General features: G+C 60.9%; 25 protein-coding genes. 12 read left to right on the forward strand and 13 right to left on the reverse strand.

The window, feature by feature from the left end; translation table 11 throughout:
* The 6 genes from copC to AC07N8_RS20100 all read left to right on the forward strand — a co-directional run bounded on the left by copC (position 1) and on the right by AC07N8_RS20100 (position 5,760).
* Positions 1 to 363 (forward strand): copper homeostasis periplasmic binding protein CopC, encoded by a 363-nt coding sequence (copC, locus tag AC07N8_RS20075; protein WP_493145790.1) that lies wholly within the window; start codon positions 1 to 3, stop codon positions 361 to 363.
* A 3-nt stretch (positions 364 to 366) separates the two neighbouring features.
* Complete coding sequence (gene copD / locus AC07N8_RS20080; RefSeq protein ID WP_493145789.1) at positions 367 to 1,227, forward strand: copper homeostasis membrane protein CopD; 861 nt, start codon at positions 367 to 369, stop codon at positions 1,225 to 1,227.
* Between the two features lie 187 nt (positions 1,228 to 1,414).
* A complete protein-coding gene (locus AC07N8_RS20085; RefSeq protein WP_493145788.1) occupies positions 1,415 to 2,713 on the forward strand; it encodes an OprD family porin in 1,299 nt (432 codons plus the stop codon).
* Positions 2,714 to 2,959: 246 nt separating this feature from the next.
* Positions 2,960 to 3,781, forward strand: coding sequence for an NAD-dependent epimerase/dehydratase family protein (locus tag AC07N8_RS20090; RefSeq protein WP_483839609.1), 822 nt, complete (start codon positions 2,960 to 2,962; stop codon positions 3,779 to 3,781).
* Between the two features lie 35 nt (positions 3,782 to 3,816).
* Positions 3,817 to 4,725: an SMP-30/gluconolactonase/LRE family protein gene (locus tag AC07N8_RS20095; RefSeq protein ID WP_493145787.1), complete on the forward strand. Its 909-nt coding sequence runs from the start codon at positions 3,817 to 3,819 to the stop codon at positions 4,723 to 4,725.
* Positions 4,726 to 4,887: 162 nt separating this feature from the next.
* Positions 4,888 to 5,760: an aldose 1-epimerase gene (locus AC07N8_RS20100; protein WP_493145786.1), complete on the forward strand. Its 873-nt coding sequence runs from the start codon at positions 4,888 to 4,890 to the stop codon at positions 5,758 to 5,760.
* On the opposite strand, the gene AC07N8_RS20105 is transcribed toward AC07N8_RS20100, so the two are convergent.
* The 13 genes from AC07N8_RS20105 to pedF form a co-directional block, all read right to left on the reverse strand.
* The gene (locus AC07N8_RS20105; RefSeq protein WP_493145785.1) at positions 5,753 to 7,486 is read right to left on the reverse strand and encodes a PAS domain-containing hybrid sensor histidine kinase/response regulator; all 1,734 of its coding nucleotides are present in this window, start codon (positions 7,484 to 7,486) and stop codon (positions 5,753 to 5,755) included. The genes AC07N8_RS20100 and AC07N8_RS20105 overlap by 8 nt on opposite strands.
* Entirely contained in the window at positions 7,470 to 8,633 is a 1,164-nt protein-coding gene (ercA, locus tag AC07N8_RS20110) for an alcohol dehydrogenase-like regulatory protein ErcA (protein ID WP_059180994.1), read from the reverse strand. Before ercA ends, AC07N8_RS20105 begins: the two co-directional genes overlap by 17 nt.
* Before the next feature lie 119 nt (positions 8,634 to 8,752).
* Positions 8,753 to 9,895 carry a pyrroloquinoline quinone biosynthesis protein PqqE gene (gene pqqE / locus AC07N8_RS20115; protein WP_493145784.1) on the reverse strand — a complete coding sequence of 381 codons (1,143 nt, stop codon included), beginning with the start codon at positions 9,893 to 9,895 and terminating at the stop codon, positions 8,753 to 8,755.
* On the reverse strand, positions 9,873 to 10,145 hold the full coding sequence (gene pqqD, locus AC07N8_RS20120) for a pyrroloquinoline quinone biosynthesis peptide chaperone PqqD (RefSeq protein ID WP_483839614.1): 273 nt from the start codon (positions 10,143 to 10,145) through the stop codon (positions 9,873 to 9,875). The genes pqqE and pqqD overlap by 23 nt, the downstream gene beginning before the upstream one ends.
* Positions 10,142 to 10,894, reverse strand: coding sequence for a pyrroloquinoline-quinone synthase PqqC (gene pqqC, locus AC07N8_RS20125; RefSeq protein WP_493145783.1), 753 nt, complete (start codon positions 10,892 to 10,894; stop codon positions 10,142 to 10,144). Before pqqC ends, pqqD begins: the two co-directional genes overlap by 4 nt.
* A 117-nt stretch (positions 10,895 to 11,011) precedes the next feature.
* Complete coding sequence (gene pqqB, locus AC07N8_RS20130) at positions 11,012 to 11,926, reverse strand: pyrroloquinoline quinone biosynthesis protein PqqB (protein ID WP_483839616.1); 915 nt, start codon at positions 11,924 to 11,926, stop codon at positions 11,012 to 11,014.
* A 55-nt stretch (positions 11,927 to 11,981) separates the two neighbouring features.
* Positions 11,982 to 12,053 (reverse strand): pyrroloquinoline quinone precursor peptide PqqA, encoded by a 72-nt coding sequence (gene pqqA, locus AC07N8_RS20135; RefSeq protein ID WP_003253598.1) that lies wholly within the window; start codon positions 12,051 to 12,053, stop codon positions 11,982 to 11,984.
* Between the two features lie 258 nt (positions 12,054 to 12,311).
* Positions 12,312 to 13,832, reverse strand: a complete 1,521-nt coding sequence (gene exaC, locus AC07N8_RS20140; protein ID WP_140669949.1) for an acetaldehyde dehydrogenase ExaC — start codon at positions 13,830 to 13,832, stop codon at positions 12,312 to 12,314.
* Positions 13,833 to 13,983: 151 nt separating this feature from the next.
* Positions 13,984 to 15,759 (reverse strand): PQQ-dependent methanol/ethanol family dehydrogenase, encoded by a 1,776-nt coding sequence (locus tag AC07N8_RS20145; protein WP_493145782.1) that lies wholly within the window; start codon positions 15,757 to 15,759, stop codon positions 13,984 to 13,986.
* Positions 15,760 to 15,866: 107 nt separating this feature from the next.
* Positions 15,867 to 16,841: a quinoprotein relay system zinc metallohydrolase 1 gene (locus AC07N8_RS20150; RefSeq protein WP_493145781.1), complete on the reverse strand. Its 975-nt coding sequence runs from the start codon at positions 16,839 to 16,841 to the stop codon at positions 15,867 to 15,869.
* A 16-nt stretch (positions 16,842 to 16,857) separates the two neighbouring features.
* On the reverse strand, positions 16,858 to 17,619 hold the full coding sequence (locus AC07N8_RS20155) for a quinoprotein dehydrogenase-associated SoxYZ-like carrier (RefSeq protein ID WP_493145780.1): 762 nt from the start codon (positions 17,617 to 17,619) through the stop codon (positions 16,858 to 16,860).
* 9 nt (positions 17,620 to 17,628) lie between these two features.
* Positions 17,629 to 18,504, reverse strand: a complete 876-nt coding sequence (locus AC07N8_RS20160; protein WP_483839621.1) for a substrate-binding periplasmic protein — start codon at positions 18,502 to 18,504, stop codon at positions 17,629 to 17,631.
* Positions 18,505 to 18,508: 4 nt separating this feature from the next.
* Positions 18,509 to 18,970: a cytochrome c-550 PedF gene (gene pedF / locus AC07N8_RS20165; RefSeq protein WP_483839622.1), complete on the reverse strand. Its 462-nt coding sequence runs from the start codon at positions 18,968 to 18,970 to the stop codon at positions 18,509 to 18,511.
* Positions 18,971 to 19,250: 280 nt separating this feature from the next.
* On the opposite strand from pedF, the gene AC07N8_RS20170 reads away from it, so the two are divergent.
* The 6 genes from AC07N8_RS20170 to AC07N8_RS20195 all read left to right on the forward strand — a co-directional run bounded on the left by AC07N8_RS20170 (position 19,251) and on the right by AC07N8_RS20195 (position 24,365).
* Entirely contained in the window at positions 19,251 to 20,435 is a 1,185-nt protein-coding gene (locus tag AC07N8_RS20170) for an ABC transporter substrate-binding protein (protein WP_493145779.1), read from the forward strand.
* Between the two features lie 40 nt (positions 20,436 to 20,475).
* Positions 20,476 to 21,450 carry a YVTN family beta-propeller repeat protein gene (locus AC07N8_RS20175; protein ID WP_483839624.1) on the forward strand — a complete coding sequence of 325 codons (975 nt, stop codon included), beginning with the start codon at positions 20,476 to 20,478 and terminating at the stop codon, positions 21,448 to 21,450.
* Complete coding sequence (locus AC07N8_RS20180) at positions 21,447 to 22,178, forward strand: ATP-binding cassette domain-containing protein (protein ID WP_493145778.1); 732 nt, start codon at positions 21,447 to 21,449, stop codon at positions 22,176 to 22,178. The genes AC07N8_RS20175 and AC07N8_RS20180 overlap by 4 nt, the downstream gene beginning before the upstream one ends.
* On the forward strand, positions 22,175 to 22,966 hold the full coding sequence (locus tag AC07N8_RS20185; protein WP_493145777.1) for an ABC transporter permease: 792 nt from the start codon (positions 22,175 to 22,177) through the stop codon (positions 22,964 to 22,966). The genes AC07N8_RS20180 and AC07N8_RS20185 overlap by 4 nt, the downstream gene beginning before the upstream one ends.
* Positions 22,967 to 23,085: 119 nt before the next feature.
* Positions 23,086 to 23,643: a PQQ-dependent catabolism-associated CXXCW motif protein gene (locus AC07N8_RS20190; protein ID WP_493145776.1), complete on the forward strand. Its 558-nt coding sequence runs from the start codon at positions 23,086 to 23,088 to the stop codon at positions 23,641 to 23,643.
* A gap of 56 nt (positions 23,644 to 23,699) precedes the next feature.
* A complete protein-coding gene (locus tag AC07N8_RS20195; protein WP_483839628.1) occupies positions 23,700 to 24,365 on the forward strand; it encodes a response regulator in 666 nt (221 codons plus the stop codon).
* Positions 24,366 to 24,396 lie beyond the last annotated feature (31 nt).

Raw genomic sequence — 24,396 nt, forward strand, 5'->3', positions numbered from 1 at the left:
ATGCTCAAGAAAGCCCTGATCACCACCGCCCTCCTCGGCTCGCTGCTGGCCGCTTCGTCGGTATGGGCCCACGCCCATCTCAAAGGCCAGACCCCGGCCGCCGACAGCACCGTGAGCGCGCCATCAGAGTTGCGCCTGGAATTTTCCGAAGGCGTTGAAGCGACGTTCACCAAGGTCACGATCACCAAGGACGGCGCCACGGTGCCGCTCAAGAGCCTCGCCACCGAAGGCAGCGACAAGAAAACCCTGATCGTCACGCCTGCCGCACCACTGACCGCGGGCGCCTACAAAGTCGAGTGGCACGCGGTGTCCGTCGACACCCACAAAAGCGAAGGCGCCTACGGCTTCAAGGTTGGCCAGTAATTCATGACGAGCGCGATGGTGCTGTGTCGCTTTGTGCATTTCACCATGGTGCTGATGCTGTTCGGGGCGTGGGTGTTTCGGCCGTTGTTGCTCAATGGCAGCGCTGAACACCTGGATCGAAAGCTGGCGTTGACCAGTCGTTGGCTGGCGACGGTGGCGCTGGCCAGCGGCGTTGCCTGGTTGCTGCTGATCACCGCGAGCATGGCCGGTGCGTGGGAGGCGGCGTTCGATCTGCCGACCCTGCATCTGGTGTTGGGCAATACGTTTTTTGGCCAGGTCTGGCGCTGGCACTTGCTGCTCAATGGGGTGTTGGTGGCGTTGCTGATGAGACCGTGGCGGGCCAACATGCCGCTGCGAATCGGCCTCGCCAGCCTGTTGCTGGCGACCCTCGCGCCGGTCGGTCACGGCGCAATGCTCGACGGGCTCAATGGCCAATTGTTGATGCTCAACCAAGTCGTTCACCTGACCTGCGTGGGCGCCTGGCTCGGCGGATTGATGCTGTTGGTGATGATCTTGCGTCAACCGGCAGAGCAACCCGTCAAAGCGATATTGCAGCGGTTTAGTGGTGTCGGTTACGCCTTGGTGGCGGGATTGCTGATCACCGGGTTGATCAACGTCCGGGTCTTGACCGGGGTGTTTTGGCCGACACCATTGTTCACTGGATTTGCGTTGATCCTGTTGATCAAAGTGGCGCTGATTGCGGCGATGCTCGGTTTGGCGCTGTTCAATCGCCTGCGCATCAACGATTGCGAGCAGCGTCTGTCGACACTGAAAACCAGCGTGATCCTCGAATGGATGCTGGGCATGGGCGCGGTCGCAGCCGTGTCCCTCCTCGGCACCATGCCCCCCATGATTTCCGCCTGATAATCCAATCCCTGTGGGAGCGAGCCGGCTCGCTCCTACAGGGTTTTTCGGTGTCCAGACCAATGGCGGCAGGTCATCGTACAACTTCTGATTGACAAGCCCTCAAGCCCTCGCAAATAATCGCCGGCAATGTTGTACGACGACGTATGACAAAAATAAAAACAACAAGAAGTATGGGAGCGTCACAGTGAGCAAGCTCGTCCGCAATTCGTCCGCCCGCACCCCAAATCCGATTTTCAAACGCCGTCATACCCTGAGCCTCATTGGTTGCAGCGGCCTGGCCCTCGCCCTGCCGATGGCCGGCCATGCCGAAGGTTTCACCGACGACGCCAAGGCCACGCTCAACCTGCGCAACGCCTACTTCAACCGCAACTACACCAACCCGGCGTATCCGCAGGGCAAGGCTGAAGAGTGGACGCAAAACTTCATCCTCGACGCCAAATCCGGTTTCACCCAGGGCACCGTCGGGTTCGGCCTGGATGTGCTGGGACTGTACTCGGTCAAACTCGATGGCGGTAAAGGCACCGGCGGTACCCAACTGCTGCCGCTGGACCATGATGGCCGCCCGGCGGACACCTTCGGTCGCACCGACGTAGCATTCAAGACCCGGCTGTCGAAGACCGAGTTGAAGATCGGTGACTGGATGCCGGTGCTTCCGATCCTGCGCTCCGATGATGGTCGTTCCCTGCCGCAAACCTTCCGCGGTGGCCAGGTGACGTCCACCGAGATCAGCGGTCTGACGCTGTATGGCGGCCAGTTCCAGAAAAACAGCCCGCGCAATGACTCGAGCATGGATGACATGTTCATGAACGGCAAATCCGCCTCCATCACCTCAGATCGTTTCAACTTCGGCGGCGGTGAATACACGTTCAACGACAAACACACTCAGGTCGGCGTTTGGTACGACGAGCTCAGCGACATCTACCAGCAACAGTATTTCAACCTGAACCACACCCAACCGCTTGGCGACTGGACCCTCGGCGCCAACCTTGGTTACTTCATCGGCAAGGAAAACGGCAGCGCCCTGGCCGGCGATCTCGACAACAAAACCGCGTTCGCCATGCTCTCGGCCAAATACGGCGGCAACACTTTCTATGTCGGTCTGCAAAAGCTGACCGGCGACGATCAATGGATGCGCGTCAACGGTACCAGCGGCGGCACCCTGGCCAACGACAGCTACAACTCCAGCTACGATAACGCCAGGGAAAAATCCTGGCAGGTGCGCCACGACTACAACTTCGTTGCCCTCGGTATTCCCGGCCTGACCATGATGAACCGGTACATTAGCGGCGATAACGTACACACCGGCACGATTACCGACGGCGAAGAATGGGGCCGTGAATCCGAACTGGCCTACACCGTACAGAGCGGGCCGTTGAAAAACCTCAACGTCAAATGGCGTAACGCGAGCATTCGCAAGAGCTTCAGCACCAACGAATTCGATGAGAACCGTATTTTCATCAACTACCCGATTTCGCTGTTGTAACACCGACCCTGTAGGAGTGAGCCTGCTCGCGATTTCTATCTTTCAATCAACACATTCGTTGACTGAACCACCGTCATCGCGAGCAGGCTCACTCCTACAAGGATTGTTTTCCAATCAGGAGTCGACCCTCCGTCCATTTCAACCAACGTCGCGTTGACAAGACCCGGAGAGCCTTACGATACTTCAGCAAAGTCGTACGACAACCTACAACGACTCAATAACAACAACTGTTTGTCCAGGATTCCCATGACTACTACAACCACCCGCCTCCCTTTCAATCGCCTGCTGCTGACCGGTGCCGCCGGTGGCCTGGGTAAAGTCTTGCGCGAAACCCTGCGCCCTTATGCCAATGTCATTCGCCTGTCCGACATCGCTGACATAGCCCCGGCCATCGATGACCGCGAAGAAATCGTGCCGTGCGATCTGGCAGACAAGCAGGCCGTGCATCAACTGGTCGAAGGCGTGGACGCGATCCTGCACTTTGGCGGCGTTTCGACCGAGCACTCGTTCGAGCAGATCCTCGGTGCCAACATCTGCGGCGTGTTCCACATCTACGAAGCCGCGCGCCGCCACGGTGTGAAGCGCGTGATCTTCGCCAGTTCCAACCACGTCATCGGTTTCTATAAGCAAGACCAGGTCATCGACGCCCACTCCCCACGTCGCCCGGACAGCTACTACGGTTTGTCCAAGTCCTACGGCGAAGACATGGCCAGTTTTTACTTCGATCGCTACGGCATCGAGACCGTCAGCGTGCGTATCGGCTCCTCGTTTGCAGAACCGCAAAACCGCCGCATGATGAGCACGTGGCTGAGCTTCGGCGACCTGACCCAATTGCTGGAATGCGCCTTGTACGCCCCGAACGTCGGCCACACCGTGGTGTATGGCGTGTCCGACAACAAGAACGTTTGGTGGGACAATCGCTTCGCATCCGGCCTGGGTTATCAACCACAGGACAATTCCGAAGTATTCCGCGAAAAGGTCGAGGCCCAACCGATGCCGGCCGCTGATGACCCGGCGATGGTTTACCAGGGTGGTGCGTTTGTCGCGTCGGGCCCGTTCGGCGACTGACCCCCAACAACAAAAAACCAAGGGAATGAGTGGCCATGCAAGCCGAATTGATTGTCGATGCCCGTAACGCTGTCGGTGAATGCCCGGTGTGGGTCCCTGAGGAAAACGCCCTGTACTGGGTCGATATTCCTGCCGGGGCCCTGCAACGCTGGAGTGCCGCCAGCGGGCAAGTCAACACGTGGACCGCGCCAGAGATGCTCGCGTGCATCACCCGCCACCGCGACGGTGGCTGGGTGGCCGGGATGGAAAGCGGCTTTTTCCATCTGCACCCTCATGCTGACGGCAGCCTCGACAGTCAATTGCTCGCCCACGTCGACCACGCCCGCACGGACATGCGTCTGAACGATGGTCGTTGCGACCGTCAGGGACGTTTCTGGGCGGGCAGCATGGTGCTGAACATGGGCGCCAACGCGGCCGACGGCACGCTTTACCGCTACAGCGCCGGTCAACACGGACCGATTGAGGCACGACTGGGCGGGTTTATCGTTCCCAATGGCCTGGGTTTCAGCCCGGATGGGCGGACGATGTACCTGTCCGACTCGCATCCTCACGTTCAGAAAATCTGGGCCTTTGACTACGACCTCGACAGCGGCACGCCGTCGAATCGGCGGTTGTTTGTCGACATGAATCAATTCGCCGGTCGTCCTGACGGTGCGGCGGTGGATGCCGACGGTTGCTACTGGATCTGCGGCAATGACGCCGGGGTGATTCACCGCTTTACCCCTGACGGCCGACTGGATCGCTCCCTCGCCGTCCCGGTGAAAAAACCCAGCATGTGCGCCTTCGGTGGCAGTCGCCTGGACACGCTGTTTGTGACCTCGATCCGCCCCGGTGACGACCAGGATGAGCAGTCGCTGGCCGGCGGTGTGTTTGCCCTCGATCCGGGTGTCACCGGGTTGCCGGAACCGCTGTTCAATGATTCCCTGACTGCATTTAAAAGATAAGCCCCAGCCCCCTGTGGCGAGGGAGCTTGCTCCCGCTGGGTCGCGCAGCGGCCCCCGACAATCTTTCATTTGTAACGAGGCAGCTTTATTGGCGACTGCTTCGCAGCCGAGCGGGAGCAAGCTCCCTCGCCACGATGTCCTCATTGAGCCAGGCATTTCACAATGACAATGACACTTCTCGAACTCGAAGACGAACTGACCCACCTCACCCTCGCGCCCGAGCTCGGCGGCAGCCTCGTCAACTGGACGGTTCGCAGCACCGGTCAACCGCTGCTCCGTCACAATGACGCCCAGGCGCTGAACACTGGCCTGCCGGGCAAACTCGGTTGCTATCCCCTGGCGCCGTGGTCCAACCGCATCGCCGAAGGTGGTTTCGATTGCCCCGAGGGCTGGCTGGCCTTGACGCCCAACAGCCTCACCGATCCGCTGCCGATTCACGGCAGTGCCTGGCAGCAACCGTGGCAAGTGGTGTCGCAATCAGCCAACGAAGTGGTCCTGCAACTCGACAGCAGCACGCCGTTCGCTTATCGCGCCCGGCAACGGTTTCATCTGAGCAAGGGCCAGCTGAGCATCGATTTACAGGTCACCCACCTGGCCGACCGCGCCGCGTGGCATGGCCTCGGTTTGCACCCCTACTTTCCGCGCACGACGAACACGCAGCTACAGGCCAAGGCCGAGAAAGTCTGGTTGTGCGATGGCTCGAAACTGCCGACCGAGTTGATCGAGTTGCCCGCCGATTGGGACTTCCGTCAACTGGGCGCCTTACCCGCAACCCTGGTCGACAACGGTTTCTGCCACTGGGACGGTCATTGCCTGATCCAGCAACCCGAGCTCGGTTATGCGCTGGAATGCCAGGCCACGGGCAGCGATTACTACCTGCTCTACTGCCCAGTCGGTCTGGGGTTTTTCTGCATCGAACCAGTGAGCCACCCCGTCAACGCGCATCACCTGCCGGGCCGGCCAGGGTTGCGATTGCTGGAGCAAGGTCAGTCGGCGGAGCTTGGGTTCAGCCTGCAGTATCGAGCGCTCAGATAACGCCAAGCATCTGACTCAGCGCCGCACGCAGCTTGCCGGGTTTCACCGGTTTGTTCAGCAGCGGCGCGCCGAGTCGCTGCAACGAGCGTCGACACTGATCCGTGCGGTCCGCCGTGATAATCACCGCCGGAATCACCTGGCCGTAATGCTCACGCAAATGCCTGACCACATCGCAGCCCACAACGCCATGATCGAGGTGATAGTCCGCCAGGATCAGTTCCGGGGCTTGCCCACGCAGCGCCGCCAGCGCCGAGGATTCATCCGTGGCCGTGACCACCTCGCACCCCCACTGCCCGAGCAGCGCGCTCATGCTCTCAAGAATGCTGACTTCGTTGTCCAGCACCAGCAGGCGTCGGCCCGGCAAGGGATTGCCCGTGGTCAACTGAGGCGCAGCCTGACTGATCGGCAGCGGTACCTCATGGGAAATCGGTACGTCGATGCTGAACATCGAACCTCGTCCCGGCACCGATTTAACCCGAATCCGATAACCGAGAATCTTGCCGATGCGCTCGACAATGGCCAGGCCCAACCCCACGCCTTTGCGGTCAGAGGCGCGTCCGACGTCGAGTTGGTTGAACTCCAGGAAAATCGAATCCAGTCGGTCCGCGGCGATGCCACGCCCGGTGTCCCAGACCTCCAGGCGCAGCATTTCGCCGCGACGCCTTGCGCCCAGCAGGATGCTGCCCTCGTCGGTATAGCGACAGGCATTACTGAGGAAGTTACGCAGGATGCGCGTCATCAGGCGCAAGTCGGTGCTGATGGCGTGCTCGCCCACATGCACGCGCAGGTTCAACCCGGCCGCCTCGGCGACCGACTGGAATTCGGACACCAGCGGCCCGAGCAATTCGTCGAGACGATAAAGGGCAACGTCGGGTTTCACCGCGGCCTGATCGAGCCGGGAAATATCCAGCAAATCAGTGAGCAAATCTTCCGCCCCTTCCAGCGCCTGATGAGTGCGCTCGACCAGGACCTGTTCAACGTCCGGCAGTTTTCGTTCACGCAACGTCGAGATCAGCAAGCGCGCGGCGTTAAGCGGTTGCAGCAGGTCGTGACTGGCCGCCGCGAGGTACTTGTCCTTGCTGCGATTGGCGGCCTCGGCGGCGTCGCGGGCATCGCGCAAGGCTTCGGCGATCTGCTTGCGCTGGGTGATCTGCTGTTGCAGGTTGCGGTTGGCTTCAAGTAACTCATCGGTGCGCGCAGTGACCCGTTGCTCCAGCTCATCGTTGAGTTGTTGTAAACGCTGCTGCGCTTGTTTGCGTTCGGTGATGTCGGCGACAAACCCTTCAACCAGGCCTTCCTGATCGGGCTTGAGCAACAGGTTCATCAATACATCGAGGCTGCTGCCGTCCTTGCGCCGCAACTGGGTTTCATACCCGTGCAGGCTGCGTTGATGCTTGAGGATCTCGCCGATATTTTCCAGCTCACTGGCCCCGCCGACAAACAGGTTGCTCGCCAGATCCGCCAGGGAAAACAGCACCTCTTGCGGGTCCTGATAGCCGAGCATGTGCGCCAACGCCGGGTTGGCGGCTCGCATGCCTTCTTGCAGGCTGGCCTGGAAAATCCCCTGGACTGCGTTTTCGAACAACCATTTGTAGCGATTGCGCTCGGCTTCCAGTTCGTCGAGTCGCGCGGCCAGTTCCGGGTAATGGCTCTTGCGCGCCGAATGGCTGCCTAACCCCAGTAACCCCGCCAGCGCCCGTTGCTGATCGTCAGAGGGCTTCGCCATAGACGACCTCGACATCACGCTGACTGGATTCGCGCGGATTGGTCAGGATGCACGGGTCGTGCATGGCGTGTTGTGACAGGAACGGAATGTCCGCCGTACTGACCCCGTGCAAGCCCAGGGTCTCGTGGAAGCCGATTGCGTGTTTGAGCGCAATCAGGTGCTCCACCAGCCGCGCGCAGATCTGCCGATGGTTCAGGCCACGGCAATCGATGCCGAACGTCTCGGCGATGACCTTGAAGCGATCGGGCGCCGAGCTGTAGTTGAACGCCACCACATGTTCCACCAACACCGCGTTGCACAGGCCATGGGGCAGGTCGAGAAACCCGCCCAGGCTATGGGACATGGCGTGCACCGCGCCGAGAATCGCGTTGGAGAACGCCAGCCCGGCTTGCATGCTGCCGAGCATGATCTTCTCGCGCAGGGCGATGTCCGTGGGGTTGGCAATCATTTGCACCAGGTTGCCGTTGATCAACCGCATCGCTTCCAGCGCATGGGGATCGGTCAGTGGCCCGTGGCCGGTGGAGACAAAGGCCTCGATGGCGTGCACCAACGCGTCGATGCCGGTACACGCCGACAGGAACGGGTCCATGCTCAGGGTCGTTTCCGGGTCGATCAACGAGACGTCCGGCACCACCGCTTTGCTGACGATGGAGAACTTCATGCGTTCTTGCTGGTTGGAAATGATCACGAACTGCGACACATCAGCCGACGTGCCGGCGGTGGTCGGAATCAGGATCAGGGGCGGGCTGGGCACGCGAATGGTGTCCACGCCTTCGAATTCGAGAATGCTGCGTCCGTGAGCAACGACAATGCCGATGCCTTTGCCGCAATCCATCGGGCTGCCACCGCCGACGGCGACGATCACATCGCAATGGTTTTCCCGGTACAGCTCGGCGCCGAGCATCACTTCTTCGACCCGTGGGTTGGGCGAGACATCGGCGTACAGGAAGTAATCGATACCCAAGGCTTGCAGGCTGGCCTCGACATCGGCGACCCAACCGGCGGCAATCACCCCGGGGTCGCTGACCACCAGCACTTTGCGGGCACCGAAGGTCTTGGCGTAATTACCGACGTTGTGCCGACAGCCGGCACCGAAGATGATTTCTGGAGACACGAACTTACGCAGCTGGCTGAGACTCTGGCTCATTGGAAAGCCTGTTTTTATTGTTTTGGAAGTTAGAACCCACACTAAACCATCCGGCTGCGAATGCAATCAGACCAAAGAACACTCTGAATTCACCGCAAAGCTCGCTCCCACAAGGGCGACTATCCGCGGTAGATCAGCTGCGAGGCCTTCTCATTGCGCAGCGTCAGGTGTTCCATGCCCTGCCCCACCGCCTCGGCTTCTTCCCGGGCCTTGAGGATCACGCCGTGGTGCGGTGACTTGCTGCACACCGGGTCGGCATTGGCGGCATCACCGGTGAGCATGAACGCCTGGCAACGGCAGCCGCCCAGATCCTTGTGCTTTTCATCGCAGGAGCGGCACGGTTCCTTCATCCAGTCATCGCCACGAAAACGGTTGAAGCCAAACGAGTCAGTCCAGATGTGCTCGATGCTGTGCTCGCGCACGTTAGGAAACTGCACCGGCAACTGGCGGGCGCTGTGGCAAGGCAGCGCGGTACCGTCCGGGGTGATGTCGAGAAACAGATTGGCCCAACCGTTCATGCAGGTCTTGGGGCGTTCTTCGTAATAATCCGGGGTGACGAAGATCAGCTTGCACGGGTGGCCCTGGGCCTCAAGCCGCGCGCGATACTCGTTGGTGATGCGCTCGGCCTGCTGCAGTTGTTCGCGGGTTGGCAGCAGGCCGACGCGATTGAGTTCGGCCCAGCCGTAGAATTGGCACGTAGCCAACTCGACAAAATCCGCTTCCAGCGCCAGGCACAAGTCGATGATCTGTGCGATCTGGTCAATATTGTGCCGATGGGTGACGAAGTTCAGCACCATGGGATACCCCTGCGCTTTTACCGCGCGGGCCATGGCCAGTTTCTGGGCGAAGGCCTTGCGGGAGCCAGCGAGCATGTTGTTGACCGCTTCGTCCGCCGCCTGAAAGCTGATCTGGATATGGTCCAGCCCGGCCACCTTGAAGTCGCGGACCTTCTGCTCGGTCAAGCCGATGCCCGAGGTGATCAGGTTGGTGTAGTAGCCCATGTCTCGCGCGGCTTTGATCAGTTCGGCCAGGTCCTGTCGCACCAATGGCTCGCCGCCGGAAAAACCCAATTGTGCGGCACCCATTTCGCGGGCCTCGCGAAACACCCGAATCCACTCTTCGGTACTCAGTTCCTCGCCGTGCCGGGCAAAATCCAGCGGGTTGGAACAATACGGGCATTGCAGCGGGCAACGGTAGGTCAGCTCCGCCAACAGCCACAGCGGTGGGCCGACGGGTGAATCATTCAATCCAGAATTGCGCATGGGCCACCTCCAGGAATGCCAGCACATCCTCATCAATCCCAGGCACACCCGGAAAACTCGCGGTCAGTAGCGCAATGATCGCCGAGACACTGCGCCGGCCATTCACCAGATCGAGGATCTGCCCGGCGCTGGCGTTGAGTTTGATCATGCCTTCGGGGTACAGCAGCACGTGACAGTCCTGACGGGGCTCCCATTGCAAACGAAAGCCCTGGCGCAACGACGGCAATAACTCGCGATGGATCAGGCTCACAGGGCAATCCCCCGGTGCCAGACGTTGCTGGCCGTGACGGTGTGATAAGGCGGGCGTTCCAGCTCGTAGGCCATGCTCATGGCGTCGAGCATGCTCCACAGCACGTCGAGTTTGAATTGCAGGATCTCGAGCATGCGTTGCTGCGCCTCGCGCGTGACGTAGTGCGCGAGGGTAATGCGCAAGCCGTGCTCAACATCGCGCCGGGCCTGACTCAAACGGGTGCGAAAATAGTCATAACCGGCAACGTCGATCCACGGGTAATGCGTCGGCCAGGCGTCGAGTCGAGACTGATGGATCTGCGGGGCGAACAACTCGGTCAGCGAACTGCTCGCCGCTTCCTGCCAGCAGGCACGACGGGCGAAATTGACATAGGCATCGACGGCGAACCTCACGCCGGGCAGCACCAGCTCCTGGGACAGAATCTGTTCGCGATCAAGCCCCACCGCTTCGCCCAGACGCAGCCAGGCTTCGATGCCGCCTTCACTGCCGGGCACGCCGTCGTGGTCGAGAATCCGTTGCAACCACTCACGGCGCACCTCACGGTCCGGGCAGTTGGCGAGGATCGCGGCATCCTTGAGCGGAATGTTTACCTGGTAGTAAAAACGATTGGCGACCCAGCCCTGAATCTGCTCGCGGCTCGCGCGGCCGGCGTACATGGCCTGGTGGAATGGGTGATGGATGTGGTAGTAGGCGCCTTTCGCGCGCAGGGCGGCTTCGAATTCGGTGGGGGTCATGGGTGTGTCAGTCATTTTTATTCTCCTTCGCGTTCTGCGGTGCCCGGACTGTCCTCTTCGCGAGCAGGCTCGCTCCCACAAGGTTCGAGGTGATCCCTGTGGGAGCGAGCCTGCTCGCGATGGGGCCATCCGCTACAGCTCGATACTCATGCCGTCATAAGCCACTTCAATCCCGCGCCGTTCCAGCAAGGCCCGTTCGGCCGAGTCTTCGTCGAGGATCGGGTTGGTGTTGTTGATGTGGATCAGCACCTTGCGCTGGCGGGTAAAACCTTCCAGCACCTCAAGCATCCCGCCGGGGCCGCTTTGCGACAGGTGGCCCATTTCGCGGCCCAGGCTCTGACCGACTTCGCAGACGCGCATTTCGTCGTCACGCCACAGGGTGCCGTCCAGCAGCAGGCAATCGGCACGCCGCATCCAGCCCAGTACTTCGTCATCGACTTGCCCCAGGCCCGGTGCGTAAAACAGCGATGCGCCGCTGCGTCGGTCTTCTATGAACAAACCAATGGTGTCGCCCGGTTGCGGATGGCCGCGGTTGGGCGAGTACGGCGGTGCGTTGCTCACCAGGGGAATCGCACGCCAGCGCAAGTGCTGGCAGGCAGGAATGCTGAACGGCTGACGATCCAGGCCGATCGGTTGCCACTGCAACCCGCCGTTCCAGTGGCGCAGCATGTTGAACAGCGGGAAGCCGCTGCTCAGGTCCTGGTGAACCCGTTCGGTACACCAGACGGCATGCGGACAGCCTTCGCGCAGGCTCAGCAAGCCGGTGCAGTGATCGATCTGGCTGTCGAGCAGCACGACGCCGGCGATGGCGCTGTCACGCAACTGGCGAGCCGGCTGCAACAGCGGAAAACTCGCGAGCTGCGCACGAATGTCCGGTGAGGCATTGCACAGCACCCAATCCACACTGTTGTCGCTCAGGGCAATCGAGGACTGAGTGCGCGGTTGTGCCCGCAGGCTGGCATTGCGCATCCCGGCGCACTGGTAGCAGTTGCAATTCCACTGCGGGAAACCGCCACCAGCAGCGGAGCCGAGAACGCGAATGTGCATGGAAGAGGCTCCAGAAGGCAGGCCCGGCCAACCCGATGGCTGGCCGGGTGAGCAATCAACGATTGGCGAAATACATCGTCACTTCGAAGCCAATGCGCAGATCGGTAAACGCGGGTTTAGTCCACATGGGTCAATCCTCTTCTTGTGCCGGGCGATTCCGGTAAAGCCATTAATGCACGGGGCGTCGGGCGCCCGAATGCTACTTTCGAAGGAGAATGCGGGGTGCGTTGGTAGGGGGTGTTGCAGATCTTCAAGGACATCCAAAACCTAATGTGGGAGCGAGCCTGCTCGCGAAAGCGGTCTATCAGTCAACAGTGATGTTGAATGTGATGCCGTCTTCGCGAGCAGGCTCGCTCCCACAGGGGGGTTGCGTTGATTCCGAGGGTTAGAAGAACCCCAGCGGATTGATGTCGTAGCTCACCAACAGGTTTTTGGTCTGCTGATAGTGATCGAGCATCATCTTGTGGTTTTCCCGCCCGACGCCGGACTTCTTGTAACCACCGAACGCCGCGTGCGCCGGATACAGGTGGTAGCAGTTGGTCCACACGCGCCCGGCCTTGATCGCCCGGCCCATGCGGTAGGCGCGGTTGATGTCGCGGGTCCAGAGGCCGGCACCGAGGCCGAACTCGCTGTCGTTGGCAATCGCCAGCGCTTCAGCTTCGTCCTTGAAGGTGGTGACACCCACCACCGGGCCAAAGATTTCCTCCTGGAACACACGCATCTTGTTGTGGCCCTTCAGCAGCGTCGGCTGGATGTAATAGCCGCTGGACAGGTCACCTTCAAGCCGCTCGGCGGCGCCACCGGTGAGGAGTTCAGCACCCTCCTCCTGAGCGATTTTGAGGTACGAGAGGATCTTGTCGTATTGCTGCTCCGACGCCTGGGCGCCGACCATGGTTTCGGTGTCCAGCGGGTTGCCGCGTTTGATCTTGACGATCTTCTTCATCACTTCGGCCATGAACGGCTCGTAGATCGACTCTTGCACCAGCGCCCGCGATGGACAGGTGCAGACTTCGCCCTGGTTGAAGAACGCGAGCACCAGGCCTTCGGCGGCTTTTTCGATGAACTGTGGCTCGGCGTTCATGATGTCTTCGAAGAAGATGTTCGGCGACTTGCCGCCCAGCTCGACGGTGCTCGGGATAATGTTCTCGGCGGCGCAATGCATGATGTGCGCGCCGACCGGGGTGGAACCGGTGAAGGCGATCTTGGCGATGCGCTTGCTGGTGGCCAGCGCTTCGCCGGCTTCACGGCCGAAGCCCTGGACGATGTTCAACACGCCCGCCGGCAGCAAATCGGCGATCAGTTCGGCGAAGACCATGATCGACAGCGGCGTCTGTTCTGCCGGTTTGAGCACAACGCAGTTACCGGCGGCCAGGGCCGGGGCGAGTTTCCAGGCCGCCATCAGCAGCGGGAAATTCCACGGAATGATTTGCCCGACCACGCCCAGCGGCTCGTGAAAATGGTAGGCGGTGGTCAGTTCGTTGATCTCGGCAGCGCCGCCTTCCTGGGCGCGAATGCAACCGGCAAAGTAACGGAAATGGTCGGCAGCCAACGGCACGTCGGCGTTCAAGGTTTCGCGCACGGCCTTGCCGTTGTCCCAGGTTTCGGTAACCGCGAGAATTTCCAGGTTTTGCTCGATGCGATCGGCGATTTTCAGCAGCACCAACGAACGGTCCTGGGCCGAGGTCTTGCCCCAGGCATCCGCAGCGGCGTGTGCCGCGTCGAGGGCCTTTTCGATGTCGGCGGCGCTGGAGCGTGGGAATTCGGCGATCACCTCACCGGTCACCGGCGAGGTGTTGGTGAAGTATTCGCCATTGACCGGCGCGACAAACTCGCCGCCGATGAAGTTGCCATAGCGCGGCTTGAAGGAAACAACGGCGCCTGGGGTTCCGGGTTGTGCGTAGATCATGATGGGCCTCTGTCTGGGTCGATGCCTGTCGTGCCGACAAGCGATGAATCGATACTAGAGAGCCCCGCCTGCCGGACGAATGCGCCGTTGGCAGGAGGGCTCTCGTTATTTGGTCGTAGGTTTCCCACAGGGGTTATGCGGTGGGCTTGGGCTAGTGCTTGGCCACCAGGTCCTTCGGTAATTTGAAGGTCCAGAGCATGCCGCCCTGGTTGAAATCCTTGATCCGCTTGGCCACTTCCCCGCCCCACAACGGTACGGCGCCGCCCCAGCCGGAGAGGACAGACACGTACTGTTCGCCGTCCATTTCCCAGGTCACAGGCGAACCGAGTACGCCGGAACCGGTCTGGAACTCCCAGACTTTCTCGCCGGTCTTGGCATTGAACGCCTGGAGGAAACCTTCCGGCGTGCCGGTGAACACCAGGTTGCCCTTGGTGGTCAGTACCCCGCCCCACAGCGGCGCGTAATTCTTGTGACGCCAGACTTCCTTGCCGGTTTTCGGGTCGATGGCGCGCAACACGCCGATGTAGTCCTCATTCAACGGTTTGATGGTGAAACCGGCGCCGAGGAATGCCGCGCCTTTTTTGTAGGCGATGCCTTCGTTCCAGATGTCCATGCCCCACTCGTTGGATGGCACGTAAAACAACCCGGTGTCGCGGTTGTAAGCCATCGGCATCCAGTTTTTCGCGCCCAGGAACGCAGGCGCTACAAAGACTGAACTGCCCTTGGGTTCGGAACCCGGAGCGCCTGGGCGGCTGGCTTCGTTGTAGATCGGCCGGCCGTCTTTATCCAGGCCGGTGGCCCAGGTGATCTTGTCCACGAACGGGAAGCCGCGGATGAATTTGCCATTGGTACGGTCCAGCACGTAGAAGAAACCGTTGCGGTCCGCCGTGGCCGCGGCTTTGATTTCCTTGCCGCCCTCGGTGTAGTTGAACGAAACCAGCTCGTTCACGCCGTCATAGTCCCAACCGTCGTGGGGTGTGCTCTGGAAGTGCCATTTGATGGTGCCGTCGTCCGGGTTGAGCGCCAGACGCGACGACGAATAGAGGTTATCGCCAGGACGCAAATGCGAGTTCCACGGAGCCGGGTTGCCGGTGCCGAACAGCAGCAGATTGGTTTCCGGGTCGTAGTAACCGCCGAGCCAGGGCGCGGCACCGCCGGTCTTCCAAAGGTCACCCGGCCAGGTCTTGCCGGCTTCACCGCCGGAGATGCCGTTCTCGATGGCCTTGCCGTCCTTGTAGACGTAGCCCATATGGCCTTCGACGGTCGGGCGGACCCACAACAGGTCGCCGTTTTTCGGGTCGTACGCCGAAATCTTGCCCACCACACCGAACTCGCCGCCGGCCACGCCGGTAATCAGCTTGCCGTTGATCACCAAGGGCGCGGCGCTGATCGAATAGCCTTCCTTGTGGTCGGCCACCTGCTTGCTCCACACCACTTTGCCGGTGTCTTTATTCAGGGCTACCAGCTTGGCGTCGAGCGTGCCGAAGAACACCAGGTCGCCATACAGCGCCACGCCACGGTTGATCACGTCGCAGCACGGACGGATGTCATCCGGCAGGCGCGCATCGTATTGCCAGAGTTTCTTGCCGGTACGGGCATCGACCGCGAACACTCGCGAGTAGGACCCGGTCATGTACATCACGCCGTCCTTGATCATCGGCTGTGCTTGCTGGCCACGCTGTTTTTCGCCGCCGAAGGAGAATGCCCAGGCAGGTCGCAACTCCTTCACGTTGTCGACGTTGAGAATATCCAGCGGGCTGTAGCGTTGCCCCTGAACGCCGAGGCCGTTGGTGACGATTTGCTCCGGGTTTTTCGGGTCCTGGAGAATGTCCTGGTCGGTGACCGCGGCCAATGCCTGGCCAGACAACAGCATGGCACTGAGCAGCAGGCTCAAGACGAAGGGCTGGCGACGTGCGGGTTGAGTCATGACGGCTACCTCTGCGGTTTTTTGTTATTCGCGGGAAAGTTTCCCGGCGTAGTGCAGATTCTTGGGCGCCGTCGCCCCGACAACAATTACCCGCAATATGGAGATTCCTAATCCCTTAGTAGCGGGTCGAATGCGTTCAAGCGTGACTTGGCAGCAGCGGAATCAACCCGCGTCATCTGCCCACGCTCGTAGCGCGGGTACAAATGACTGACGCTGCGGATCAATTCATAACGGTTCAGGGTGATCCCGGCGAAACGTTCGGGGATCGGACTGCGGATCATCTCGGCCATGTCGCTGCCGGTAGCCGCCCCCGCTTGCAGCAGCTGGTCGAGCCAGGTCAGGTAATCGCGCATTTGTTCGAAGGGTTGTGGGTCGCTGGACACGGGGCCGTGACCCGGCACGATCAGCGTCCAGGGCAAGCCCTGCAGGGTGGCAATGTCCGCCAGCCACACAGACAATCCGGGGCTGTTGGGGGTGGTCAAGGCTCGTTGATAAAACACCAGGTCCCCGGCAAACAGCACGCCGGTTCGCTGGTCGAGAATAGCCAGATCCGCTCCCGTATGCCCACCCAGGCCCAGCAAGCGTAAATCGTGATTCCCAAAACTGCGTACCCCTGGCGTCACGACTTGGTTGGGCAACACCACTTCGGTGCCACGCATCCAGTCACCGACCATTCGATACATATTCTCGGCCAGCGCATCACCTTGTTGATGCAGCAGCTCGGCCGTCCCCGCCAGTGCGCCGATGGGCACATCAGCAAACGCCTGATTGCCCAGCACATGATCCGGGTGATGGTGGGTCAGGAATACCTGAACCACCGGTTTATCCGTAATCCCGGCAATCGCCTTGCGCATCGCTTCGCCGTAGCGCTTCGACGGCCCGGTGTCGATGACCACTACCCCGCCCTCGGTGACAATGAACGCGGTGTTGACGATATTGCCGCCGTTGGCCTTGGCGAAATTATCCGTACTGCCTTCCAGCAGCCAAGTGTCTTCGGCGATCTGCCGTGGCTTGAGCGAATACTCAAGATCGGCCATGGCCGGCAGGCTGATGCTCAACACCAACAGCAGTATCCAGCGCATGAGGCGCTCCTCTGGCTCAGGGAATCGACGCATCAAATTCATTGCCGCTGTTGTCCCGAATAATCAGACGCATCTGCCCTGCCCCTTCGATGTCGAAGGCCAGGTTGGGGTTTTCACTGACGGCAGGAAACAGCTCCAGCCGCGCCAACAGCTGGTCATCAGCACTTCGCAGTTCGGCATGGTTGATGAAAAATTCCGGGATGCCACTCACCATGCCGTTGTCCATCGGATGCGCCACCTGCACGCGCAATCGGCTGAAGTCATTACGCGGATAGCGCGCGCCCAACACTTCGCCAATGTGTTCCTCCCAGCCGGGCTGGGTACGCACCACACTGGGCGCGGTGCAACCACCGCCCGCCGCATCGATCAGGGTCGAACCGACATGCCACAGCCCATCGCGCGTCAGGACCGCGGCGCGCAAAGGGGTGGCCTGTTCGATGCGGATACGGATCGACAACCACGGCAACACGCGGTCCAGCGGCTGGAAGTCGACGATCTTCGGCAGCGGATTGAGCTCGGCCCAGGCGAAGATTTTCACCACCTCGCCCTTGAACGCTCGCGCATCGATTTCCAGTGGCACCTGCCGGGCATCTTCGGCGAACGGCGGCGCCAGCAGCTTGACCCGGTCATCGAAGACAAAAGGAGCGTCGCCAAGCATTTGCTTGTGATAGAACGCCCACATCACCGAGGGCACCGGGTCTTTGCCCGGATCGATACTCGCGGCGTGCGCGGCCAAGGGTAACCAGCAGGCCAACAGACACTTGATTCGCCAGCTCATCACCCGCTCCTATTGATACATCTCCGGGACGTCATACCGCAGGCCGTAATGGCTGTAGATCGTCTTTACGGCACCCTCACGGATCAGGCCTTCCAGCGCCTCTTCCACGGCATAGGCCAGTTGCCGGTTGCTTTCGTGCACGGCCATGCCGATTTCCCAGAGTTGCTTGCCCATGTTCGGATAGGCGTTTTGCGCCAACGCCAGTTGCGGGTCGGCCGCCTCATGCACCTGCCAGTCGATTTCGCCACGCATGGCCATGACCGCGTCGACCTCACCGGCCTTCATCGCCGCAAAGGCCTGCGGTACGCCCGGGTAGTGGTGGGTTTTGCCCGCGAGCATGCCGTTGAACACCGACGTCAGGTAAAACGACGGCACACTGTCGACTTCCACGCCTATCGGATGCGAGTCGAACACCGCCACGCTGCCGACCTTATCCAGTCGGCGCTGATCGTAGGCCACCTGCCATTGTTCGGTCTGATAGGGCCCGAACATCACCACATGACCGTTTTCCATTTCACCGAACTCGTTGCGCTTCTGGGCGTAGTCACGGTCATAAGGCACACGCATCATCAGGTCGGCCAGTTGCTGGTTGTGCAAGGCACTGGTACGCCAGATGTAATCACGCAGGTCGTCATCGAGTTTTTCCCCGGCGGGGGCCCAGATCAATGTCAGGTGTACGCCGAGCGCCTTGGCCAGCGCCTCGGCGAGCTCGACATCGACGCCCCGGGCCTGACCGGCCTGCTCAAAACTGTAGGGGGCGAAGTCCTTGTAGACCGCCACTTTCAGCTCCCCGGCGGCGATCATTTCGTCATAGTTGCGAACCTGCGCCTGCACCGTCTGGCAACACAGCCACAGCGCACTGATCAACACCGCGAGCAGACGCATGGGATCACTCCTCGACGTGAACGCTGTCCAGGTACGTGCGCACTGCCCACAACGCTTCCTGGCTCAGGTAATCGGCCATTTTCGGCATGTAGACCCGACCGTCACGCACGGCGCCATGACGCACGCGTTCGACGAACCATTCGTCACCCGCCTCACCGACATCGAGCATGCGCAAGTCGGGGGCGATCCCACCCGACTTGGCTTCCAGGCCATGACACGCCGCACAGTTCTGGTTGTAGGCGGACGAGCCGATTTCCAGGGCTCTGTCGTGCTCCGGGGAGGTTCGATAAGGGTTGGCCGCGGCCCAGCCATCGCCGTCCACCGTTACACCGGCGTCCTTGATCGGTGTCAGACCTTGGGTTTCAACCGCCTGCGGCACCACGTTGCCGTGAGCCCACACGGAACCTGCACTGATAAAGCCGGCCAGCAGACCGACGACGAGCAAGGCGTTGCGTTTTGTTGTCATTGTTATGCCCTCAGGATTGCACGCAAAACCTCTTGGCAGAGGCTATGGCACTCATCTTAGAAACGGTATCGCCAACACCCCATGCTGCTTTGGTGGTCGCCTTCTAGTCCCTTGGTAGTAAGGCGTTGGATGCACACCTCAGGGACGTCGCCAACAGGCCTGGTGTCCCGGCGCAACCGGCAGAATGCTTACGACCTTGGTACTGGCTCACCGGTACTTTCTGCATATTTCTTCTGTTCCACAGGCTTCCTATGCTGGCGCTACCTGAAAGGAGTGCCTTATGCGCCTGCTTGCCCCTTACGCCTTGCTGTACCTGCTGGCGATTGCCTGCGCCGCCGGCGTGGCCACCCAGAGCCAGGCTGCGCAGGCGCCGCTGGAGGTGCGGATCGGCTACCTGGGTTATCGCCCTGATCCGGGGCCGCTCCTGTCGAACGTGATTCCCGAACCGAGCGATGCCGGATTGCGCGGCGCCGAACTGGCGATCACCGACAGCAACAGCACCGGACGTTTTCTCAACCACAGCTACGCCCTGGTCAGCGCCAGCGTCGCCAGCCCCGAAGCCTTGCTCGATGCGGCCAACGCCCAACACACGCAGGGTCTGCGGCTGTTTGTAGTGAACGCCCCGGCCGACAGCTTGCGCCAACTCAGCGCAGCCCTGCCCGACAGCCTGATATTCAACGCCGGCAGCCCCGACGACAGCTTGCGCAGCACCGATTGCCTGTCGAACGTGCTGCACACCCTGCCGAGTCGCGCGATGCTCGCCGATGCGCTGGCGCAATTTCTGGTGGTACGAAAATGGCAGCGCGCGCTGCTGATCGTTGGCCCGACCGCCGACGATCAAGCCTACGCCGCCGCCCTGCGTCGCGCGGCAAAACGCTTCGGCCTGCAACTGGTGGCGGAAAAGGCCTGGAGCTTTGATAACGACCAACGTCGCAGTGCCCAGGCCGACATGCCGCTGTTCACTCAGACGGCCGAATATGACGTGGTGCTGGTGGCCGATGAACGCGGCGACTTCGGCGAATACGTGCCCTACCAGACCTGGTATCCGCGCCCGGTCGCTGGCACCCAAGGGCTGACCCCGGTGGGTTGGCACAAAACCGTGGAAACCTACGGTGCCGCGCAGTTGCAAAAGCGTTTTGAAGCATTCGCCGGTCGCTGGATGAACGACCGCGATTTCGCGGCCTGGATGGCCGTGCGCAGCCTCGCCAGCGCAGTGACCAAACTGCGCCAGACCGAACCGATGGCGATCCGTCAGCTGGAAATCAGCGATCAACTGCCGCTGGACGGCTTCAAGGGACGCAAGCTCAGTTATCGCCCGTGGAACGGCCAGTTGCGCCAACCGATTCCCATCGTCCAGCCCCGCGCCCTGGTCAGCACGTCGCCGCAGGACGGCTTTCTTCATCCCTTCAACGAAATGGACAGCCTGGGTTACGACAAACCCGAGGTCAGTTGCCGCTTTCCCTGATCCAGCTTTCCACAAGAACGACAACAAAAAGGAATCCGCCATGCGTCGCACCCTGCTCTGCCGCTCCCTGCTTTCCTGGGCCCTTCTATTCGCCGCCGGGCATGCCGCCGCCAGCACCGCGTGGGTGTCCAACGAAAAGGACAACAGCCTGAGCCTGATCGACATGCAGACCCTGCAAGTCACCGACACCCTGCCCGTCGGCCAGCGCCCGCGCGGCCTGTTGCTGTCCCATGACAACAAGTTGCTGTACATCTGCGCCAGCGATTCCGACCGGGTCCAGGTGATGGACGTGGCCACGCGCAAGATCATCAAGGAACTGCCCTCGGGCAAAGACCCCGAGCAATTCGCCCTGCACCCCAACAACCGTTGGCTGTACGTCTCCAACGAAGACGATGCGCTGGTCACGGTGATCGACACCGAAACCTCCAAAGTGCTCAGCCAGATCAACGTCGGCGTCGAACCCGAAGGAATGGCCGTCAGTCCCGATGGCAAGTGGGCCGTGAACACCAGCGAAACTACCAACATGCTGCACTGGATCGACACCAGCACCCAGACCCTGGCCGACAGCACGCTGGTGGACCAGCGGCCACGCTTTGTCGAGTTCAATCAGGACGGTTCACAGCTCTGGGCGTCAGCGGAAATCGGCGGCACGGTGACGATTCTCGACGTCGCCAGCCGCAAGATCCTCAAGACCCTGAACTTCCAGATCAAAGGCGTACACCCGGATAAAGTCCAGCCTGTGGGCATCAAGCTCAGCGCTGACGGCAAGTACGCTTTCGTCGCACTGGGCCCGGCCAATCATGTGGCGGTGATCGATGCCAGGACGTTCGAGATTCTCGACTATTTGCTGGTCGGACGACGGGTCTGGCAGCTGGCGTTCACGCCCGATCAAAAGCAACTGCTCGCCACCAACGGCGTCAGCGGTGACGTGTCGGTGATTGATGTCGACAGCCTGAAGGTGAGCAAATCGGTGAAAGTCGGCCGCTACCCTTGGGGCGTGGTGGTGACGCCATGAACGCTCTGGAAGTCAGCGAACTGAGTTTTGCCTATGGGGCTCGGGAAGCCTTGCGCCACGTGAACTTCGATCTGGCCCCGGGGCGTTTCGCCGCGTTGCTGGGGCCCAACGGCGCCGGCAAATCGACCCTGATCGCCCTGTTGACCCGGCTTTATGATCTTCAGCACGGCGACATCCGGGTCGGCGGCTGTTCATTGCGCGATGCGCCCCGCCCGGCGCTCAAGCAGTTGGGCGTCGTGTTCCAGCAAAGCACCCTGGACCTGGACCTCAGCGTCGAGCAGAACCTGCGGTATCACGCCGCGCTGCATGGTCTGTCCCGGCGTCAGAGCGGTGTCCGGGTTGACGCCGAGCTGGCCCGTCAAGCCCTGACCGAACGCCGCCGCGAACGGGTGCGCGAACTCAATGGCGGCCACCGTCGCCGGGTGGAAATCGCCCGGGCCCTGCTGCATGAGCCGCGCCTGCTGCTGCTTGACGAAGCCAGTGTCGGCCTCGATCCCGCCAGTCGCCTGGCGCTCAATCAACACCTGCGCACCTTGTGCAGTGAACACGCCATCAGCGTGCTCTGGACCACGCACTTGCTCGACGAAGTGCAGTCCAGCGACGATTTGCTGATCCTCCATCAAGGTCGGCTGGTGGCCAGCGGACAGGCCGATGCACTGAGCCTGGAACATGGCGGCGACCTGGGTTCGGCCTTCACTCACCTGACCACTTCAGGAGCGGCGCGATGAATGCGTACTGGCATTGCTTCAGCGGCATCGTGCTGCGCGAATGGCTGCGCTTTGTGTTGCAGCGCACGCGGTTTCTCAGTGCCCTGGTGCGGCCGCTGTTATGGCTGCTGGTGTTCGCGGCCGGTTTCCGGGCAGCCTTGGGGATCGCCATTATCGAACCCTACGACACCTACATTCCTTACGAGGTCTACATCATCCCGGGCCTTGCCTGCATGATCCTGCTGTTCAATGGCATGCAAGGCTCACTGTCGATGGTCTATGACCGCGAGATGGGCAGCATGCGCGTGCTGCTGACCAGCCCACTGCCCCGGACCTTTCTGCTGTGCAGCAAGCTGCTGGCCACGTCGCTGATTTCCCTGTTGCAGGTGTATGCCTTTTTGGCGATCGCCTGGCTCTATGGCGTGCAACCACCGGCCATGGGGTTATTGATCGCGCTGCCGGCGTTACTGCTGGTGGCGTTGATGCTCAGCGCGCTGGGCCTGCTGCTGTCGAACGCCATTCGGCAGCTGGAGAACTTTGCCGGGGTCATGAATTTCGTGATCTTTCCGTTGTTTTTCCTGTCCTCGGCGCTGTATCCGCTGTGGAAAATGCGTGAGGCTAGCGAGTGGTTGTACTGGCTGTGCGCGGTGAACCCGTTCACCCATGCAGTGGAGTTGGTGCGGTTCGCCCTTTATGAACGTTTCAATCCGCTGGCGCTGGCGGTGTGTGCAGGGTTGACCGTGGTGTTCGCGCTACTCGCCGTGCTTACCTTCAACCCTCAACATGCAGCCTTGCGCAAATCCACCTGACCCCGCAAAGGTTCTCCATCAATAATTACTACTTTAGTACTGGTTTCCCTGTCTATCGTCGCATTCCCAAAGCGCCCCGCCTGGCATGTAATAGGTCCATAACTATAAGGATCGAACCCATGCCGCGTGCCCGACGTTGTCTGTTGCGCCCTTCTCTCGCTGCGCTGCCGCTCTGTCTGTTGCTGAGTACTGCGCACGCCGAATCACCGCTGTTTTCCGCCGACGGCTATCGCATCAACCTGTACCGCAGCCCGACGCCGGACAGCCTGCAAGGCGCGACCATCGTTGACACCCCGGCCTTGCAAACACTGCTCAGTCAAACGCCGCCACCGGTGGTGATCGATGTCTACCGCCGCCAATGGCTGCAAGGCCAATTCATTGAAGACCAGCCCCATGAAAACCTGCCCGGCAGCCACTGGCTGGCCAATACCGGCGACGGTGACCTGACACCCGACTGGCAAGGCTATTTTGCGCGTAACCTCAAGGCATTGACCGCCGGAGACTCGGCACGACCGCTGGTCTTCTATTGCCGCGCCGACTGCTGGCTGAGCTGGAACGCCGTCAAACGAGCGTCCGCCATGGGCTATAAGACACTGTATTGGTATCGCGACGGTCTCGATGCCTGGCAAGCGGCCGGGCTTGCCGTGACACCGGCCCGGCCCGAGCCTTTCCCCTGATCTTTACGCTGGCGTGTTGTTGCCACACCCTAATCAAAATAATGAGGTGAAAGGCTATGTACAAAATTCTGATTGCCGACGATCACCCGCTGTTTCGCGAAGCGATTCATAACGTCATCAGCGACGGTTTCCCGGACTCCGAAGTCATGGAAACCGCCGACCTCGACAGTGCCCTGGCCCTGACCCAGGAACACGACGACCTGGACCTGATCCTGCTCGACCTGAACATGCCTGGCATGCATGGGCTCAATGGCTTGATCAACCTGCGCAATGAAGCCCCGACCATTCCGGTGGTGATCGTCTCGGCCGAGCAGGACAAACAGATCGTCCTGCAAGCCATTACCTACGGCGCGGTGGGTTTCATTACCAAGTCGTCCCCGCGCACGCAAATGACCGAGGCCATCCAGCAAATACTCAATGGCAACGTGTATTTGCCCCCGGACATCATCCGCACCACCCGAACCAATACCCCCCGCCGGATGAACGACACGCCGAGCTTCCCCCCTGAATTGCTCCAGGCCCTGACCCGCAAGCAATTGCAGGTGCTTGAACGCATGACCAAGGGCGAGTCGAACAAACAGATCGCGTACACCCTGGAAATCGCCGAGACCACCGTCAAGGCCCACGTCTCGGCGATCCTGCGCAAACTCAACGTGCACAACCGGGTGCAGGCGATCTTGAGTGCCGGGGATATTGATTTCGGGTCTTACATGCGGCGTTGAGTCAGCTAGACCGCGTCGCCCCATTCGCGAG

Source organism: Pseudomonas sp. GW821-FHT10C09 (assembly GCF_059415465.1).